Source organism: Oryzophilus luti, from assembly GCF_059726245.1.
Genome location: NZ_AP040874.1, coordinates 2,766,346 through 2,783,608 on the forward strand (window position 1 = coordinate 2,766,346; position 17,263 = coordinate 2,783,608).

General features: G+C 60.8%; 16 protein-coding genes and 1 tRNA gene. 13 read left to right on the forward strand and 4 right to left on the reverse strand.

Annotated features, from left to right (window positions below; all coding sequences use genetic code 11):
- The first annotated feature begins 13 nt into the window (after nt 1-13).
- The gene (locus AC6IZO_RS11840) at nt 14-1,510 is read left to right on the forward strand and encodes a glycosyltransferase family protein (protein WP_497805004.1); all 1,497 of its coding nucleotides are present in this window, start codon (nt 14-16) and stop codon (nt 1,508-1,510) included.
- A 62-nt stretch (nt 1,511-1,572) separates the two neighbouring features.
- Nucleotides 1,573-2,103 carry a CarD family transcriptional regulator gene (locus AC6IZO_RS11845; RefSeq protein WP_497805005.1) on the forward strand — a complete coding sequence of 177 codons (531 nt, stop codon included), beginning with the start codon at nt 1,573-1,575 and terminating at the stop codon, nt 2,101-2,103.
- A gap of 150 nt (nt 2,104-2,253) precedes the next feature.
- On the opposite strand, the gene AC6IZO_RS11850 is transcribed toward AC6IZO_RS11845, so the two are convergent.
- Entirely contained in the window at nt 2,254-3,006 is a 753-nt protein-coding gene (locus tag AC6IZO_RS11850; RefSeq protein ID WP_497805006.1) for a type 1 glutamine amidotransferase domain-containing protein, read from the reverse strand.
- A gap of 83 nt (nt 3,007-3,089) precedes the next feature.
- The gene (locus tag AC6IZO_RS11855; protein ID WP_497805007.1) at nt 3,090-4,184 is read right to left on the reverse strand and encodes an NADH:flavin oxidoreductase/NADH oxidase; all 1,095 of its coding nucleotides are present in this window, start codon (nt 4,182-4,184) and stop codon (nt 3,090-3,092) included.
- A 236-nt stretch (nt 4,185-4,420) separates the two neighbouring features.
- Between AC6IZO_RS11855 and AC6IZO_RS11860 the strand changes: the two genes are divergently transcribed.
- Nucleotides 4,421-4,870, forward strand: coding sequence for a MarR family winged helix-turn-helix transcriptional regulator (locus AC6IZO_RS11860; RefSeq protein ID WP_497805008.1), 450 nt, complete (start codon nt 4,421-4,423; stop codon nt 4,868-4,870).
- Nucleotides 4,871-4,981: 111 nt separating this feature from the next.
- On the opposite strand, the gene AC6IZO_RS11865 is transcribed toward AC6IZO_RS11860, so the two are convergent.
- Nucleotides 4,982-6,142 carry an AI-2E family transporter gene (locus AC6IZO_RS11865; protein WP_497805009.1) on the reverse strand — a complete coding sequence of 387 codons (1,161 nt, stop codon included), beginning with the start codon at nt 6,140-6,142 and terminating at the stop codon, nt 4,982-4,984.
- Between the two features lie 92 nt (nt 6,143-6,234).
- Between AC6IZO_RS11865 and ruvX the strand changes: the two genes are divergently transcribed.
- The 5 genes from ruvX to AC6IZO_RS11890 all read left to right on the forward strand — a co-directional run bounded on the left by ruvX (nt 6,235) and on the right by AC6IZO_RS11890 (nt 10,503).
- Nucleotides 6,235-6,705: a Holliday junction resolvase RuvX gene (ruvX, locus tag AC6IZO_RS11870; RefSeq protein WP_497805010.1), complete on the forward strand. Its 471-nt coding sequence runs from the start codon at nt 6,235-6,237 to the stop codon at nt 6,703-6,705.
- 116 nt (nt 6,706-6,821) lie between these two features.
- The gene (locus AC6IZO_RS11875; RefSeq protein WP_497805011.1) at nt 6,822-7,205 is read left to right on the forward strand and encodes a GIY-YIG nuclease family protein; all 384 of its coding nucleotides are present in this window, start codon (nt 6,822-6,824) and stop codon (nt 7,203-7,205) included.
- A 135-nt stretch (nt 7,206-7,340) separates the two neighbouring features.
- Nucleotides 7,341-8,333 carry an endolytic transglycosylase MltG gene (gene mltG, locus AC6IZO_RS11880; RefSeq protein ID WP_497805012.1) on the forward strand — a complete coding sequence of 331 codons (993 nt, stop codon included), beginning with the start codon at nt 7,341-7,343 and terminating at the stop codon, nt 8,331-8,333.
- 60 nt (nt 8,334-8,393) lie between these two features.
- On the forward strand, nt 8,394-9,335 hold the full coding sequence (locus tag AC6IZO_RS11885) for a DUF4292 domain-containing protein (protein ID WP_497805013.1): 942 nt from the start codon (nt 8,394-8,396) through the stop codon (nt 9,333-9,335).
- A gap of 7 nt (nt 9,336-9,342) precedes the next feature.
- Nucleotides 9,343-10,503 carry a M48 family metallopeptidase gene (locus AC6IZO_RS11890; protein ID WP_497805014.1) on the forward strand — a complete coding sequence of 387 codons (1,161 nt, stop codon included), beginning with the start codon at nt 9,343-9,345 and terminating at the stop codon, nt 10,501-10,503.
- A gap of 370 nt (nt 10,504-10,873) precedes the next feature.
- On the opposite strand, the gene kdsB is transcribed toward AC6IZO_RS11890, so the two are convergent.
- Nucleotides 10,874-11,599, reverse strand: coding sequence for a 3-deoxy-manno-octulosonate cytidylyltransferase (kdsB, locus tag AC6IZO_RS11895; protein WP_497805015.1), 726 nt, complete (start codon nt 11,597-11,599; stop codon nt 10,874-10,876).
- 198 nt (nt 11,600-11,797) lie between these two features.
- Here kdsB and AC6IZO_RS11900 point away from each other — a divergent pair.
- From AC6IZO_RS11900 to AC6IZO_RS11920, 5 genes are all read left to right on the forward strand, one after another.
- A tRNA-Met gene (locus tag AC6IZO_RS11900) sits at nt 11,798-11,874 on the forward strand.
- A 505-nt stretch (nt 11,875-12,379) separates the two neighbouring features.
- Nucleotides 12,380-13,789, forward strand: a complete 1,410-nt coding sequence (locus AC6IZO_RS11905; protein ID WP_497805016.1) for a cytochrome c3 family protein — start codon at nt 12,380-12,382, stop codon at nt 13,787-13,789.
- Nucleotides 13,790-13,806: 17 nt separating this feature from the next.
- Entirely contained in the window at nt 13,807-15,012 is a 1,206-nt protein-coding gene (locus AC6IZO_RS11910; RefSeq protein WP_497805017.1) for a 6-bladed beta-propeller, read from the forward strand.
- Between the two features lie 193 nt (nt 15,013-15,205).
- Complete coding sequence (locus AC6IZO_RS11915) at nt 15,206-16,180, forward strand: hypothetical protein (protein ID WP_497805018.1); 975 nt, start codon at nt 15,206-15,208, stop codon at nt 16,178-16,180.
- A 43-nt stretch (nt 16,181-16,223) separates the two neighbouring features.
- On the forward strand, nt 16,224-17,261 hold the full coding sequence (locus tag AC6IZO_RS11920; protein WP_497805019.1) for a peptidylprolyl isomerase: 1,038 nt from the start codon (nt 16,224-16,226) through the stop codon (nt 17,259-17,261).
- Nucleotides 17,262-17,263: the final 2 nt, after the last annotated feature.

Genomic DNA, 17,263 nt, shown 5'->3' on the forward strand with positions numbered 1-17,263 from the left:
TGAGGCGTCGCCTGTGCACTGGCTTCGCCTGATCGTGACGCTTGGCTCGGCCCTGTTTCTCTACTCCGGGCTGTTTGCCTGGCCTTTGATTCCCCGGAACGTCGGCAACGATCATTGGATCTTTGCGATGCATGCCCAACGCATGCTGCGCGGCGAGGTCCTCTATCGCGATCTGTTCCAGTTCAACCTTCCTGGAACGGAGTGTTTGTACTACCTGCTGTTTCGATCCTTCGGCGTGAGATTGGTCCTTGTGAACCTCACCATCCTCGTCACCGGCACCGTCATAGCGGTATTGCTCTGGGAGCTGGCAAAAAATGTGCTTCCGCCCCGAGCAGCCCTGCTCCCACCGCTCTTCTTTCTGACCTGCGGCCTGCACTGGTACCTGGATGGCACCCATCATCTGTTCAGCACCGCACTGATTCTGGCGACGGCGCTGCTGGCGCTTCGGGCTGGCACGCTATTCCACTGGTCGCTGGTGGGCTTGCTGGCGGCGCTCATCGGAGTGTTCACCTCCAGCCATGGAGTAGTTGTGGCGGCGGCAATCGCAATCTGGCTGCTCTGGCGGGATTGGCACCAGGAAAACCGGTGGCGCGCACCAGCCGTGATGGCACTCTCATTCCTGGCCGCAACCGCCGCCGTGCTCGCCTGGATGTGCTACCGCGCGGGCACACACGCCGTGTACTGGTCGGTCGTTGAGTTTCCTTTCCACTATTTCGGACTGTTCCGCGGGCTTAATACCCCGCAAGCAGGCTTGCTGGAAGCAAGAATGGTGTTCCAGCACCCGACGTTTGCTCTCTGCTTCCTCTACACGGCAACCTGTGTTTTCGCGGCATTCGCATTCGTTGCCGGCCCGCTGCGCCGCCGTGGAGATCAGCTTCGTCATTCTGCTGCCGGCCGTGCGCTGGGTCTCTACGCTACGCTCGGCCTTGCCATCTTCCTGACCGTGGCCCACTATGCCAAACCTCAGCGTTTGATGGTTTCAGCCTGCTTCGGAAGCATTGTGGCGTTGGCGATGCTTGCTCCGCGCCTCAATGCAAATCGATCGTCCTGGGTGCTGGTTGTCGCTCTGCTGCTGGCGGGGTTTGAAATGTATCGAGCCTACGGCTCTTCGCACGTTGTTCTGGAAACTCCCACTGGAAAACTCGTTGTTTCGCGGAGCGAGTATCAGGATTTGACGAGATTCCAGAGTCTGCTGCGCCCTAATGACTCTTTCTTTGGAGATGTTTCCCTCAACTTCATCTTCGAACTCCGGAATCCCTCTCCGCTGCCGTGGGTCACGGAGGACGGCTACACCCGGCCCGAACAGGTGCAGCAGATAATCCGCGGCCTGGAGCGCGACCACACGCACTTGGTGATGATGTATCCCGGGGCGAAGAACTCCGTAAGCCCGGACAGCAATCTGCGTCCTCTGCGCGTCTATCTTTGGCAGCACTACCGGCCTCGCTTCTCGTATGACAATGATGGGCAGGTTTTTGAGCGGCTGCCAGAGCTGGCCAGGAACATTGATTGACCCCTCCCGTCACCGCTCTTATAATGAGGTAGTTACGAGTGCCCTGCGCGGCCAGGCATCGCATGATCACGGCTCATTTCAGCATCGGAGATAAGGTGGTCTACCCCAACCACGGGGTAGGCATCATTGAACAGATCAGCAGCCGCACTCTCGGTGTCACCGTCGAGCGTTTCTATCTCCTCCGCATCAAATCCAGTAGCCTGAAAGTGATGGTGCCATTCCAGAACGTGGCATCGGTCGGTCTGCGCAAGGTCATCAAGGCCTCTGAGGCGGTCAAGATTGTCGAGTTCATGGCCGAGGGCAAGTGCGAGAACCACGCCGACTGGAAGTACCGCTACAAGGAAAACTCGGAGAAGATGCGCACCGGCTCACTGATGGAAGTGGCCGTGGTGATGAAGGGCCTGCTGATTCTGAACCAGCAGAAGCCGCTCAGCTTCCGTGAGAAAAAGATGCTGGAGCGCGCCCGCTACCTGCTGGTGAGCGAGCTGGCCATGGCCCGCAACTGGGAGGAGACGCAGGTGGAGGACGAACTGCGCACCGCCCTGCTAAAAGCAAAACTGCGCTTCCCCGAAGTGGTCTCCCTCGAAGATTAGCCTCGCTAGCCCCCCGAGAATCCAAGCCTTGTGATCCTGCTGCGCGCTCTGCGCAGAAAATTGCTGCGCCGCCTTGTCTGCAAACGGAACGAAAACAGGACGGCAGCCTCCCGAAGGAGACTGCCACCGTTTACTGCGGACTGAATGGGTTTACTTGCCTGCCGCCTTGCCGCTCTGGAGCGCGTTCAGCAGCAGCTCGGCGGTCTTCTGGCTGGAAGGCGGGTTCTGCCCGGTGATGAGCTGGCCGTCCTGCACCGCATAGGGCTGGAAGTTCGGCCCCTGCGAATAGCGGCCACCCAGTTCGATCAGGCGCTGCTGCACTGAGAACGGAACCAGCTTCTCAAGCTTCACGGCAACTTCCTCGGAGTCGCTGAAGGCCGTGAGCTGCTTGCCCTTCACCAGCGGCTCGCCGTTGGCGAGTTTTGCGCCCACCAGCGCGGCCGGACCGTGGCAGACCGCCGCCACCGGCTTTCCTTCGCTGGCAAAACCGGAGAGCACCGTGGCGACTTCAGCGCTGTTGGCCAGGTCAAACAACGGACCGTGTCCGCCGGGAATAAAGACGGCGTCAAAGTCCTTGGCCTGAATCTTGGCCGTCAGCGGCGTGATGTGCTCAAGTACCTTGGCAGCGTCCGCCCATTGCGCTTGCTGCTCGGGTGTGGGTTTGCTGCGCGGGTCAATCGGCGTGGCACCGCCCTTCGGACTCACCACTGTCACCTCGGCGCCGCCGCGAACCAGCGTCAGGTACGGGACAGCGAACTCCTCCAGCCACAGGCCGGTCGGCTCACCGTTGGCAAACCGGTCGGCGCTGGTGACAATCATCAGCACGCGCGGCTTGCGGGTGTGCGCCGAAGCCGCCAGCACCATACCGAATGCCAGGGCGAATACAACCAGGAATAACCTCACTTCGAATGCCTCACTTTCTCGAACATCACACCTAGATAGATGCGCTGCGCGTCCACACGATGCGAAGCACGCAGCGTCCATTGCTAGCGGTAACGCGCCAGCCAGTGTGCATACGACGCAGGCAGCGTCGCCTTCTCCGGCGCTTCCACGCCAAGCGCCTTGGCTGCGTGGTACGGCCAGTGCGGGTCGGAGAGAAATGGACGCCCCATGGTGATCACGTCGAGCTTGCCAGAGCGAATCATGGCATCGGCATTCTCCGCGCCGGAAACGTACCAGCTCGTAGTGCCCGGCAGCCCGGTGGCGCGCAGTACGCGCTCGGCGGTTGGCACCAGGAAGTTCGCACCCCACGGAATCTTGGCCAGCGGCGTGTTGAAGCCCATGCTGACGTCCACAAAGTCGAGCCCCTCCTGCTTCATCTTGCGCAGCAGGTCGATTGCTTCGGTCTGCATCTGCTCGTCGTCGCCATAGAACTCGATGACGCCCAGCCGCGCGGTCAGCGGACGATCTTCCGGCCACACCTTGCGCACGGCCTTGACGGTCTCCAGCAGGTAGCGGGCGCGGTTCTCCGCGCTGCCGCCGTACTGGTCGGTGCGCTGGTTGGAGAGCGGCGAAAAGAAGTTCTGCGCCAGGTAGCCGTGCGCCATGTGCAGTTGCAGCCACTGCACGCCAATCTCGCGGGCACGCTCAACGGCGCTGACGGTGTCGGCCTGCACGCGGGCAATGTCCGCCAGCGTCATCTCACGAGGCACGCGCGGCAGGCCGTTGCCAAAGGCGATGGCCGAGGACGCAATGGTCTCCCACGAATGCGGCTGGCCCTCGGGAATATGGTCGTCACCCTCCCACGGACGGTTGGCGCTGGCCTTGCGTCCGGCGTGGCCGAGCTGTATGCCCGGCACCGCGCCCCACTTCCGTATGGAGGCAATCACCGGCGCCAGCCGTTCCGCCTGCTGGTCATTCCACAGGCCAAGGTCGGCCCACGTGATGCGGCCTTCGGGCGAAACCGCCGTGGCCTCCACAATGACGGCGCCCGCGCCGCCGCGCGCCAGCGAGGCGTAGTGAACATCATGCCAGTCCGTGGCCAGGCCATCCTCGGCTATGTACTGGCACATCGGCGAAACCACTGTGCGGTTGCGCAGCGTCACGCCCTTCAACGAATACGAATCAAATAACCCAGGCATCCATTCCTCCCAACTTGTTCTGCGGCGCTCCGCCCCCTGCCAGCCTTTCTTTCTTCTTCCGGAATTGCAGGTCTTTCGTAGGCCGTTCAACGGGGGTGGTTCGCCAGACAGGTTTATAATACTTGCACACGCCGTATATTTGCAAGCGCATATATATTGCGCGCGCCGATAATATTCGTCAGGAATTCAGCATTTCGCTACAATGGGCTGATTCCGCACGGGAAAGGAGGCTGGCAATGCCCGAATCTTCGCTGACGGCTCTTGCCCAGGGATGGTGTGCGCTCTCCCAGCTGCATGAGCGCATACAGGCGCACGTGGAGCGCGCCCTGCTGAGCCAGCATGGTCTGAGTTCCCGCGAGTTCTCCTTATTGACGGTGCTGAGCCGCCAGCATAACGGCCAAGGTGGGCACCTGCAGATGAAGCAGGTGGCCGACGCCGTGGTGTTGAGCCAGAGCGCGACCACGCGGCTGGTGACCCGGCTGGAAGACCGCGGACTGCTCGCCCGCTTCCTGTGCCCAAGCGACAAACGCGGCATTTATACCAATGTGACCGACGCGGGCTTTGCCCTGCTGAAGCAGGCACAGCCCACCCACGACGCAGCCCTGCATGAGGCGCTTGAAGAGGCCAGCCGCGACCCGCAGTTGCAGCCACTGGTGCGCGCGCTCAGCGCGCTGGGCACGCTTTAGCGGCAGTTACCTGCCGCCCAGTTCACTCGATCAGGGAAATAAGCAGGCGCAATGGCGCCTCTGCCTGCACACAAGGTGATGTGCCGGGCATGGTTCTGCCTCGGCGGATGCTCAGTCGCCGTTGAGGCTCTCGCCCAGCCAGGCGCCGATGGCGCGCATCGGCTCCACGTGGTCGAGCACGATCTTGATGCCGGCGGTGATGGGCAGCGCCAGCACCAGCCCCATGGCTCCCCACAACCAGCCCCAGAAGAGCAGCGCAATGGTCACCGCCAGCGGGTTGAGCTGCATGCGCCGCCCGATCAGCGCCGGGTAGAGCACGTTCAGGGCGAACATGTGCAGCACAAAGACGGTGATGACGATGATGAAAACTTCCTTGGAGTGTATGTGCCCCAGCCCGGCAATGACCGGCGGAACAATGGCAAGGATCAGCCCCAGGTACGGTATTAGGCTCACCAGTCCGCTGATGACGCCGATGACGTAGAAGTACGGCAGCCCGATGGTGGCAAACACAATCATGCTGAGGACGCTGAGAAACGCCCCAACGATGAGGTTGCCGACGATGAAACTTCGCACCATCGCCGAGATCATGCCCAGCGTGACGTAGGCCGTATGGCGGTGCTCGATCTTGAAGAGCATGACGGTAGCGGTGCGCACGTGGTCCTGCCCGCTCAGCATGAAGTAGGTAAGGAAGGGCACAAAGCTGGCCAGCACGAGAATCTGCGTGAAGTTGGCGGCGCCGGTCAGCACGTCCGCCAGACCGTTGCTCTGCTTCACCACCAGGGCGCGCTTCTCCTCCGGCGCCTGCGGCAGCACGGAGTCGGTCGTCTTCTTCAGCTTCTCGGCGCTGCGCTGGAAGCTGAGGACGGTCTTGCGGATTTCGCCGGAATACTTCGGCAGGTCGTCGATGAAGTCATTGGCCTGGCTGTAGGTGGCGGCAAAAATTCCGTAGAGCACGGCCAGCAGCAGCATCACGGCCACCAGCGCGCCCAGGGCCTTGGGAAAATGTATGTACTCGAGTGCCGAAACAATAGGAGCCAGCGCAAAGGCCAGCAGCGCCGAGGTGGCCACCACAACAAGCACCGGCCGCGCCACGTACATCAGCGTCAGCACCGCGCCGGTGGCCAGCACCGCCAGCGCAAAAGTCTGCATGCGCAGCAGCAGCCGCCGCTCGCGGTCATAGGTACCGGAGCGGTCGATGGAGAACATCGGCGGCTTAGCGGAGGCGTCGGTTGCGGGTTGCGTAGGCTTGGGCGTCTCGGCGGTTTCGGGCATAGCTTGCTCCCAGCCGCCATTGCGCGCACCACCGCGCGGCCCGGCGGCCACTGTTGTTCTCAGACTATACTTGCGTTGTGGCTTCTGACGATATGCAAAACGCTCCCGGGCGCATTCTCTCGCTTGACGTTGGTACCAGAACGATTGGACTGGCGGTAACGGACCTTTTGGGGATTACCGCGCAGGGCCTGGAAACGATCCGCCGCCGCAACAAGCGCACCGACCTGGCCGCCTTGCAGGCGGTGATCGACGAGTACCACGTGGTCGAGATGGTGGTGGGCCTGCCGCTGCGCCTCTCGGGCGCCGAAGGCCGCCAGTCGGAGTTCGTGCGCGAGTTCGCCACCATGATTGAGAAGCACTTCGGCCTGCCCGTCCATTTGTGGGACGAGCGGCTGACCTCGGTGGAGGCCAACCGCGTGCTGCGCTCCTCGGAGATGTCGATCCGCAAGCGCGCCGGGGCCGTGGACCAGCTGGCCGCCCAGCTCATCCTGCAGAACTACCTCTCCGCTCGCGAAGCCCGCGCCAACTTCCCCCCGCCGGAAGATAACGGGGAGGAAGAGTAGCTAGCTGCTTTTCTTGGCTTTTCAGGATTCTCTCTTCACTGTCATCGCGAGCGAAGGACACGCTGCAGGCGTGTCCGGAGTCGAGTAACCTTTTGTTCCCGCCGTCACAGAGAGCCGTGTCTCTACTCACGGCGCAAAAGAGCGCTCTCGCGGAATATTCCGCCGTGCGCGAACATCGCTATTACGTCTACATCATGCAGAGCCCGTCCCGCCGGGTACTCTACATCGGTGTCACGAGCAATATTGAAAAGAGAGTATTCCAGCACAAGAATCATCTTCTTGATGGCTTCTCCGCCAGGTACAACACCACTCGCCTCGTTTACCTCGAACGCTTTGGAGATATCCGCTCGGCAATTGACCGAGAAACACAATTGAAGAAGTGGCGCCGCGCCAAAAAGGAGTGGCTGATAGAGATGGAAAATCCACATTGGCTGGATCTGGCACAAGACTGGTTCAAGCCGATGAAAACAGAAGGTAGCTCGACTCCGGACGCGCAGTAACCTGCGCGCCCTGCGCTCGCCATGACAGAGTTTTGTTGCTGTTTTCGGGGTCTTTCGGATTTTTGCTTCGCAGGGAGTCTCCGGCACCTTTCCCGCTAGCTGCGCCGCAGCCGTCCGCTCATCTACACTAGAAGCATGTTTCGTGCTCTTGGTCGACTGATCCTGCTGGCCATACTGGCTGCGGCGGGCTGGCTTGCGTGGGCGCTGGTGGCGCCCGTTGCGCCGCCCGCACCGAATACGATTGTTCTTCTGCCGGCCGGTTCCGGCAGCCGCGCCATTGCCACCGCTCTGGAGAAGGCGGGAGTCATCCGCAACGCCTACGCCTTCCGCCTGCTGCATTACACGCAGCTTGGCCGCAAGCTCAAGGCCGGCGAATACGCCTTCACCCGCGACGCCAACTCGTTCGAGGTGATGGACCGCCTGGTGCGCGGAGACATTCTGCGCCACACCGTGGTGGTGCCCGAGGGCTACAACATGTTCGAGATTGCCTCGGCTGTGGAAGCCGCCGGGCTGGGCAAGGCCGACGATTTTTTGAAGCTCGCCGAGCATGACACCGCGTTGATCGAGTCGGTTGATCCGCAGGCCAAGACGCTCGAGGGCTACCTGTTCCCAGACACCTACGAATTCACCCGCGCGCAAACCATGCGCGACATCATCGCGGTTATGGTGCACCGATTCCAGAAGCAGGCGGCCGCCATCGGCCTGCGCAGCGATGTGCACCGCGTGGTGACGCTCGCCTCCATCGTGGAGAAGGAGACGGCAGTGGCGGAGGAGCGGCCCATGGTGGCCAGCGTCTACAGCAACCGCCTGAAGCAGAACATGGCCCTCGGCGCGGATCCCACCGTGGTCTACGCGGCGGAGCTTGCCGGACGCTATCGCGGCACCATCCACCAGAGCGACCTGCAGGCGGACTCGCCCTACAACACATACAAGGTTGCAGGGCTGCCGCCGGGGCCGATTGCCAACCCAGGCCTCGCCTCGTTGAAGGCCGCGATGTCTCCGGCGCAGAGCAACTACCTGTACTTTGTGGCCGAGGGCAACGGCAGCGGACGTCATCGCTTCAGCGCCACCTACGAGCAGCACCAGCAGAACGTGGCGGCCTACCGCCGTGCGGTGGCAAAGCACTAAGGCGGCGTCGCGCGAAACTCGACCTTATATACTGAAGTAGAGCTTGTTTCCCGGATCTGAATGGATATGGCCCTGTCTCCCCGTCTGCTGACCGCGCTGCTGTTGCTCGCGGTGGTTACCAATTCGGCGTGTTTGTTCCGTTCGCACAAGGTCCAGTCGCGCATCTCCGGCGCGCCGCTGCAATCGGCCGCGCAGGAGGAGTTGATTGCGCGCCTGAATCAGCAGTCCGAACGAGTCCACACGCTGAACGCCACGGTGGATATCTCCACCAGCGTGGGCGGCGAGAAGAAGGGCAAGGTCACCGACCTGACCGAGATCCGCGGCTATATCCTGGTCTCCGAGCCGACGCGTATGTTCCGCTTCATCGGGCTGGTGCCCGTGGTGCGCAACCGGGCCTTCGATATGGTCAGCGACGGCGACCACTTCAAGCTCTGGATTCCGGCCAAGAACCGCTTCATCACCGGCGCCAACGAAATAACCACACCCTCGAAGAACCCGCTTGAGAACCTTCGCCCGCAGGTGCTGCATGATGCCGTGCTGCCGCGCGCCGTGGACCCGCAGAACGAAATTGCCGTGCTCGAAACCGGAACGCGTACCGTGGAGGAAGGCACCGGGCGAAAGCATCGCACGCTTACCCAGTCCGACTACCGGCTGAACATTATCCACCGGGGCAGCGACGGAGCCTGGCGGCTGGACCGGCGGCTCTACTACGAGCGCGAAACCATGACGCTCTACCGCCAGCGCATTTACGACCAGCATGGCAACCTGGCCACCGAGGCTACCTACGGCGCACAACAGGATTTCAATGGCAACAGCTTCCCGGCGGAGATCACCATCGTCCGCCCGCAGGAGGAGTACACCATCACTCTCCGCATGGTGAAGCTGACCTTCAACGAAGAATTGAAGCCGGACCAGTTTGACCTTCCGCTGCCCACGGGCGCGCAGGTCACCGTGCTCGGCAACGGCACGGCGGGGGCAGACGCCGTGCAATCACAAAAGTAAGGAAACGATGAGAGTGCTTGCGAAGTTTGCCGATTCCCCCGATGCTCGGCGTTATAACCGCGCCAGCCGCAGCCTTGGCATTGCCGATGCCATCCTCGCGCTGGGCTTTCTGGCGCTGCTGCTCATCACCGACTGGACCGGCGACTATCGCGACTTCTCATGGCGGCTGGCCGGACACACCACCTGGCTGGCGCTGCTGTTCTACGTGTTTTTTCTCACGGCGTCGATGAAGATGCTCGGCTTCGGGCTGGACCTGTATGGCTTCCGGCTGGAGCACCGCTACCGCCTCTCCACGCAGCGGCTGGGAGCGTGGCTGTGGGATCAAGTCAAAGCCTTCCTCGTCACCTTCGTTCTGAGCGCGCTGTTTGCCGAAATCTTCTACTGGATGGTGCGCAACCTGCGCCAGAGCTGGTGGATCGTTGCCTGGCTCACCTTCAACATCATCTCGGTCTTTCTGGCACAGATTGCTCCGGTGGTCTTCTTCCCTATCTTCTATTCGTTTGAGTCGCTGAAGAACGAGGGTCTGCGCGAGCGGCTGATGAAGTTGTGCGAGCGCGCCAAGACGCGCGTTCGCGGCGTCTACGAATGGCACCTGTCGGAGAAATCGCGCAAAGCCAACGCCGCGCTGATGGGCCTGGGACGCACGCGCCGCATCATCGTCAGCGACACGCTGCTGGCCAACTACACGGATGACGAGATCGAAGCCGTGCTGGCGCACGAACTCGGCCACCACGTGCACTGGCACATCGTGATTGGCATTGCCGTGCAGGCCTTCATCTCGTTCCTCGGCTTCTGGGCCATCAAACTGGTCATCCGCTGGACGGAAATGGACGCCCACAACTGGCTGACGAACTACAAGCAGTATGACTTTGCCAACCTGCCGCTGGTGGTGCTGGTCACCACCGTGATGTCGCTGGTGCTGCTGCCGCTGATGAACGCCGTCTCGCGCTTCCACGAGCGCCAGGCCGACCGCTACGCCTTCAAGTCGGTCCCCGATGTTGGCCCGTTCATCACCGCCATGGACAAGCTGGCTGCGCAGAACCTGGCCGAGCGCGAACCGGCACGCTGGGTGGAAATCCTGTTCCACTCGCATCCGCCCATCAGCAAGCGCATCAAGGCCGCCGAAGAGTGGGCCGCCAAATACGGTCGCAGCGTCCGCGGACGATAGCTCTCATTCTCTAAATTTCGGATTTCAAGATTTGTGAAGCTGCTGACGGGAGTGCCCTGCCTCGCCGGCAGAAGCTTGTTGTTGCGGGTAGCCCTGGGCTTCAGGCAGCGCGCACGCCAATTGGACTGACGACATCTGCTTTTTGTGTTGGCTGGGTAGCCCCGGGCTTCAGCCCGGGGGCTCTCTTTGTGGTGGCAGAAAGAGAGTCTTGCTCCTCGGCGAGGGCTGCGCTCGCCGACGCGAAGTGTCGGCGAACCGCGCCCGGGTTCAGGCGCGGCGCAGTCGGAGGTGAGGAGCAAGATACTCACAATTTGCTCGCGCGCCGGGTTGAATGCTCCGGGCCAGCCATTTCCGCGTCAGAAGGACAGGCTTACCCGCGCTGGCGCAGGATCTGCTCCACACGTGCGAGGTCGTCTTCGGTGTCCACGCCGACGGTGTCATAGGGCGTCTCAGCCACCCAGAGATCGACGCCGTTATCGAGGAAGCGAAGCTGCTCCAGCCGCTCGGCCTTCTCCAGCTCGCTCTCCGGCCAGTGGCAGAAGCGCTCCAGCGCCGAACATGTGTAGGCGTAGAAGCCCATGTGCTTCAGGTAGCGCACGGTGCCGGACTTGTCGCGGTCGAACGGAATGGGCGCACGGGAGAAGTACAGCGCACGGCCGTCGCGGCGCGTCACCACCTTCACCGCTCCGGGCTGCGCAATCTCCTCGGGCTTGCACAGGGTGGCCAGCGTGCCCACCTCCACGCCGGGTTTGAACATCAGGTTCATCAGCGACTCAAGATGCTCGGGGCGCGTCAGCGGCTCATCGCCCTGCACGTTGATGTAGACATCTGCCGGCACGCGCTGCGCTACCTCAAAGACGCGGTCGCTGCCGCTGCGGCAGCTCGCGCTGGTCATCTCCACCGCACAGCCGTGCTCGCGGCAGACAGCCTCAATCTCATGCGAATCCGTGGCGACAATGACCTTGGCCAGTCCCGGGCAGGCACGTGCGGCTTCATACACGCGGACGATCATGGGCTTGCCTGCGATGAGGCGCAGTGCTTTGCGCGGCAGGCGCGTGGAGGCGAGGCGAGCAGGAATCACGGCGATGACGTTCACACCGGAAGCATAGTGAAAACACGCGCAAAACAAAAGCCGCAGACAGCGAGCCTGCGCGCCGGAAGCCTCCCCGCTCCTGCAAGACCCTTTTTCCACCCGCTGTGCGTTGACACCCGCCGCCCGTCTGCATAGAATCACAATTGGCCCCTCGCGGGCCATTTGTGTGATGCCGCCAGCGCGGCATTCCCTTCGCGAGATGGCGGGGTAGCTCAGTCGGTTAGAGCGACGGTCTCATAATCCGTAGGTCGGTGGTTCGAATCCACTCCCCGCTACCAACTCCCAAAATCCAAAAACTTCCTCCACATCGCCCATGTCGATGGCCGGTGCGTTTTGCTGGAGCACCAGAAGAAGACCTCCCCACCTGCCAAATGCTGGAAGAACAACCAGCCCTGCGGCCCCGGACAATAGAAGATGTGATCAACACCACGCTCAACCAGGCACCGCCAAGCTGCATGGCTACCTCATCCAGCCGGGCACGTAAGTGTCACTTTGTCAGCACATTAGCGGCAAGGCCGAGTGAGTTTCCGCGACTATTTACCCACCCCTGCGAGTATTCCCCCACGGCCAGAAATGTTAACGAACGTAAAGCGAGAATTAATTATCTATAGAATCATGCACTTGTAAGAAACTGCTATCACAAATGCTCTGTGATATCTGGCGGTATACCGGGTGCATGAGTGTTTTCTTAGAAATGAGTGATGTAGTCCACGCGGGTGATGTACCGCGTGAGGGGGCACCTTGCGACGGAGTTCGGTCTTTTCCCGGGTTGAAGTCTTGGTTGTGATTCTGGGACTGGCGATACAGGCCTACGGGGCCAAACATCCAGTACCACTCACCAAAGACACCCCCGAAAGCAAATGCGTTGAATGTCACGACGACAAGAGCAAAGGAAAATTCACTCATTCCGCAATTGCAACCGGCTGCTACAGCTGTCACGAACTCCGGGTCAACAATGACATCACCCGCATCAAGCTCACCGAAGTCACCGTTCAAGGTCTCTGCCTTACCTGCCACCCCGACAAGAATTCAGAAAAGCTGAAGGGCCGCATCCATCCTCCGGCCGTGCGCGATTGCAACACCTGCCATGATCCCCACGCCTCCAACTTCAAGAACAACCTGGTGAAGGGGACCTCGGGGGCGGACAAGAAGGACAATCTCTGCCTGCAATGCCACAAGATGGGCCAGGATGTTCCCAAGGGCGGCAGCCGGCATGCAGCGCTGGATTCCGGCTGCGACACGTGTCACACGGTGCACAAGGTTGGCGACCCGAACAAGCAGGAGTTCGCCAAGCATCTGACAAAGGCGGTGCCGGCGCTCTGCGTGGATTGCCACGACACGGCAGACGCGAAGCTGAAGCTGGCACATAACAATCAGCCTTTCGAAAACTCCAATTGCCTGACCTGCCACGATCCGCACCAGTCGGCCTCGCCAAAGCTGCTGCAGAAGTTTGTGCATGCGCCCTTCGCCGGCGGCAAGGATTCGTGCTCGACCTGTCACGAGCCCGCAAAGGAAGGCAAGGTCGCGCTGACGCAGAAGACCAGCAAAGAGCTTTGCCTGATGTGCCACGACGACAAGGCAAAGATGATCGAGAGCGCCAAGGTGCAACACCCCGGCGCCATGGGGGACTGCACGGACTGCCATAATGCGCATGCCGGAAAGACTGCCGGGTTCCCCAAGCCGGATGCGGTGAATGTCTGCCTCACCTGCCATCCAGACCAGGCGGAGCAACACAAGAAGGCGCATTTGCACCAGCCTGCGTTTGTGCAGGGCTGTGCCACCTGCCATGAACCGCACGGCGGCTCCAATCCTAAGTTACTGCGCGCAACAGGCAACAATCTCTGTCTGGAGTGCCACGGGCCCAAGGCCCAGCCGGCCAAGTTGGAAGCGCAGCACGTGGTCACGATCTTCAACGGAAAAGTAAAGCTGCCGGAAGACTACTTTGATCAGGTCGTGCGGTTGCCGATCCGCTACGGTCTGGGACACCCCACGGTTGGGCATCCGGTGGAGGACCGCATGGACCCCACCGACAGCAAAAAGGTTCTGGTGCATATCGGCTGCATGAACTGTCATCAACCGCACGCTTCGGCGCAACCCAATCTGTTGGTGAAAGACCAGGCAAACAACATGGCCTTCTGCGATACCTGCCACAAGGACAGGACGATGCGGACGGTGACGGTCGGAGGAAATTGATGTTGCTGGGAGCAGGAATGAATCGCGCGCAAAAGTTGACTTCCGTAGTGCTGGCAGGGGCGCTGTGCCTTGGAGTTGCCTTGCCGGTGAGCGCCGCCAAGAAGAAGAAAGCCGTCAAGCCCGCGCCGACGCAAGTCAATCTTCTCAAGGATATCGACTTCTCCAAGATCTTCTGGCCCGCAAAGCCCAACATCACGCGCGTGCGTTACACAACCTTCTGGGTTGGAGAAAAGCTCGACGTCTCCGATCTTCCGACCAAGAAAAAGAAAAAGGCTGGATGGATGGACCGCGTCGCCGGCACCCAGACGACGGAAGAGAAGCAGGAAGAGCATCCGCGATTCGTGCTGGTGGCTCCGTACGGCATGTCGGTCGACAGCAAGGACCGTTTGTTTGTGGCGGACACCAAGGTGGGCGCTGTTTTCATCTTCAACACGGAAAGCAAAGACGTTGAGATGATCAAGAACGGCAAGGATGCGAAGTTCGGCCGGATTGTCGGCCTGGCCCTTGACGATGGCGACCGTCTGTTCGTGAGTGATGGCCAATACCGGCGCGTACTGGTCTTCAACCCGAAGCACGAGGTGATCGGCCAGATTGAGAATCTGGGCAACCCGGCGGGCCTGGCCATCGATGACGAAAACCGTCTGCTCTACATTGCGGATATCGAGCGCGACCAAGTTCTTGTCTATGACGTGGATTCGCTGAAGCCGCTCCGCAAGATCGGCACCACCGGCAAGAATCACGAGCTCACCACACCCGGCAATTTCTCCAAGCCAACCGCGGTGGCCGTCGACAGCGATGGAAACCTTTACGTCACGGACACGATGAACGATCGCGTCGAGGTCTTCTCCGCGGACGGCAAGTACATCACACAGTTTGGCAAGGCGGGTGACGGTCCGGGGGACTTTGGGCGCCCCAAGGGAATTTCAATTGATTCCGACGATCACATCTGGGTAACGGACGGAATGCAGGACCGTCTCCAGGTATTCAACCGGAAAGGACAGTTGCTGACCTACATCGGAGGCCATGGGCATATGCCCGGGCAGTTCGCCGCCCTATGCGGGGTCTTCGTGGACAAGAAGAACCGGGTGTTCACTTCGGAGCAATACCCCGGGCGTGTGCAGCAGTTGCTTTACATCACCGATGCACAGGCAGCAGAAGAAAAGGCACGTCGAGATGCCGAACTGACGAAGCGGCCCGAAAGGGCGCAGCCGTCAAAGGAGTAAACAGGATCAGTTAGTGGGCCCCCGCAATGTTGTTCCTCCTTCGAACTGATGGAGCGCGGGTACAAGTTTGGGCGCATTCACGCACCCAAAGCAGGTCGTTCAACGCCCTGCCCGACAAGAGACACGCAAGAACCGCCTCTTGCCCGTGAATCTGTACCGTAGTTGCAGTTCATCTCAGGAGGTTTCATTCATCATGAAGAAACTTATGTTCGTGGCCCTGCTCATGCTGTGTTCGAGCATGGTTTACGCGCAGCTGCAGAACGTTGATGTTCTTGGTGCGCACCAGAATAACGGTCGTGGTTGCGCAGGCTGCCACACCCCGCACAGCGGCGCCCGCGGTTCGGGCCAGGCGACCACCGACGCCACCACAGGCAATATCGCCCTGTGGGGCCAGGACGTCTCGGTCCTGTACGGCAAGACGTTCCAGTTTGGCGACGTCACCTCGTACAGCAACTACAACGAAACTCTGCCGACCAGCATGACGGGCGGAATCAGCGACGCCGAGACCGGTGGCCTGTTGATGTGCCTGAGCTGCCATGATGGCAGCCTGACGCCGACCAACATGATGTACAAGCAGTCCTATGAGCAGGTTGCCGGCTTGTTGCCTGCGGCTTATGGCAGCACCCCGATCCCGACCTTGCTCGGCACCGACGGCACCACCGCTACGTTCAATGGCGCCAACTACAACAACGATCACCCAGTGGGCCAGAAGGCCGTCATCGAGACCGGCGACGGTCTGTACTTTGATGAGACCGTGAGCGGCTACTCGGTGAAGGGCCTTTCGGTTACGGCGGGCAGCGACTACGCGAAGTTCGTCGACAACTATGGCTGGCCTTCCCTGGCTCCGGGACGCTGGAGCAAGCCTTACGGCGTCGTCGCGAATACGGACGGCACGCACTCTGCGTTCGTGGTCTGCACCACCTGCCACGATCAGCACTTGATGACCGTTTACACCTCGACCGATGGCAGCAGCTACGGCTCGCAGATCGCCAAGGACGGCGGCAGCAAGCACTACACCAGCTACTTCTTCGTCCGTGGCCCGTACAACGTTGCGGCTCAGACCAATGCAACCGGTCAGGCCGCTTCCACCACGCAGTTCTGCCGCCAGTGCCACTTTAGCGAGTCGAACGAAGCCAATGGTGTGTACTCGGTTTCCACGATGTTCTAGTGGTCGAAAGAACTCCTGATTTATGTAGGTCTGTGGGGGAGACATGGTTCTCCCCCACATTTTCCAGTTTTCAGCAGGAGCTGTCATGAAATTGCACGCGTTCGCGGCCTTCATTTTGTGGATTGCCGCTGGTACGGTTACCGCTCAAATCGCCTCCCATCAGCAGGGCTTGATGCAGAGCGTCCCCCCGAAGGTCTCCGACGCGGCGGTTGCGCGCATTAATGGCCAGGTTCTCACACAGAGAGACCTGGTTCGCGAGATGTATGCCATCTTCCCTTACGCCAAAGTACATAACGGCTTTCCCAAAGGCCAGGAAGAACAGATCCGGCGTGGCGCGCTGGACATGATCATCTTTGAAGAGCTTGTGTACCAGGATGCGGTCCGTCGTCATGCGGTTGTGAGCTCGCCGCGCGTTGAAAGCGGACTGAAGAGCTACCGGCAGCAGTTCAAGAGCCCGGACGAATTCAATAATTATCTGAAGGTGGAGTGCCAGGGATCCATGAAGGTGCTGCGTGATCGCATCCGCCGCGCCATTCTGATTGATGACGCGCTGCACGCCCAGGTGGACCGGAAGGCTCCGCCCGCACCCACTGAATTGCGCACGTATTACGACAAGAATGCGCCTCGTTTCACCCACCCTGAAACGGTGTCCATCCAGAGCATTTCCATTCTGCCGCACGTTAAGGAACCGGCAGACGCGACGCGCAAGCGCGCCGAAGAGGCTTTGCGCCAGGCCAAAGGCTCCGCCTCGGAAATGCAGTTCGGCCAGGTCGCGGAGAAGATGAGCGACGACGATTTCCACGTGAAGATGGGACTCCGCAAGCCGCAGCCGACACGCGAGCTTCCGCCGCCGGTTGCCAACGCCCTGCGGACACTCAAACCGGGACAGGTCAGCGGACTGATCGCCTTGGACGACTCCTACACGATCGTGCGCCTGGTTACGCGCACGCCGGCCGGCAAACAGCCTTACCTGGAAGTGAAGGACTCGCTGCGCAAGGAATTGACGGATCGCAAGCGCCAACAATTGCGCTCTGAACTAGCGAAGAGATTGAAGGCCGGGGCAAGGATCGAAATTCTGTAATG

Excerpts from the sequence above, each read along its gene's own strand:
- AC6IZO_RS11855 (WP_497805007.1), bottom strand. The coding sequence starts at position 4,184 with ATGCCTGGGTTATTTGATTCGTATTCGTTGAAGGGCGTGACGCTGCGC.
- AC6IZO_RS11915 (WP_497805018.1), top strand. The coding sequence starts at position 15,206 with ATGAAGAAACTTATGTTCGTGGCCCTGCTCATGCTGTGTTCGAGCATG.
- AC6IZO_RS11860 (WP_497805008.1), top strand. The coding sequence starts at position 4,421 with ATGCCCGAATCTTCGCTGACGGCTCTTGCCCAGGGATGGTGTGCGCTC.
- AC6IZO_RS11865 (WP_497805009.1), bottom strand. The coding sequence starts at position 6,142 with ATGCCCGAAACCGCCGAGACGCCCAAGCCTACGCAACCCGCAACCGAC.
- AC6IZO_RS11910 (WP_497805017.1), top strand. The coding sequence starts at position 13,807 with ATGAATCGCGCGCAAAAGTTGACTTCCGTAGTGCTGGCAGGGGCGCTG.
- ruvX (WP_497805010.1), top strand. The coding sequence starts at position 6,235 with ATGCAAAACGCTCCCGGGCGCATTCTCTCGCTTGACGTTGGTACCAGA.
- mltG (WP_497805012.1), top strand. The coding sequence starts at position 7,341 with ATGTTTCGTGCTCTTGGTCGACTGATCCTGCTGGCCATACTGGCTGCG.
- AC6IZO_RS11890 (WP_497805014.1), top strand. The coding sequence starts at position 9,343 with ATGAGAGTGCTTGCGAAGTTTGCCGATTCCCCCGATGCTCGGCGTTAT.
- AC6IZO_RS11885 (WP_497805013.1), top strand. The coding sequence starts at position 8,394 with ATGGATATGGCCCTGTCTCCCCGTCTGCTGACCGCGCTGCTGTTGCTC.
- AC6IZO_RS11845 (WP_497805005.1), top strand. The coding sequence starts at position 1,573 with ATGATCACGGCTCATTTCAGCATCGGAGATAAGGTGGTCTACCCCAAC.
- AC6IZO_RS11920 (WP_497805019.1), top strand. The coding sequence starts at position 16,224 with ATGGTTCTCCCCCACATTTTCCAGTTTTCAGCAGGAGCTGTCATGAAA.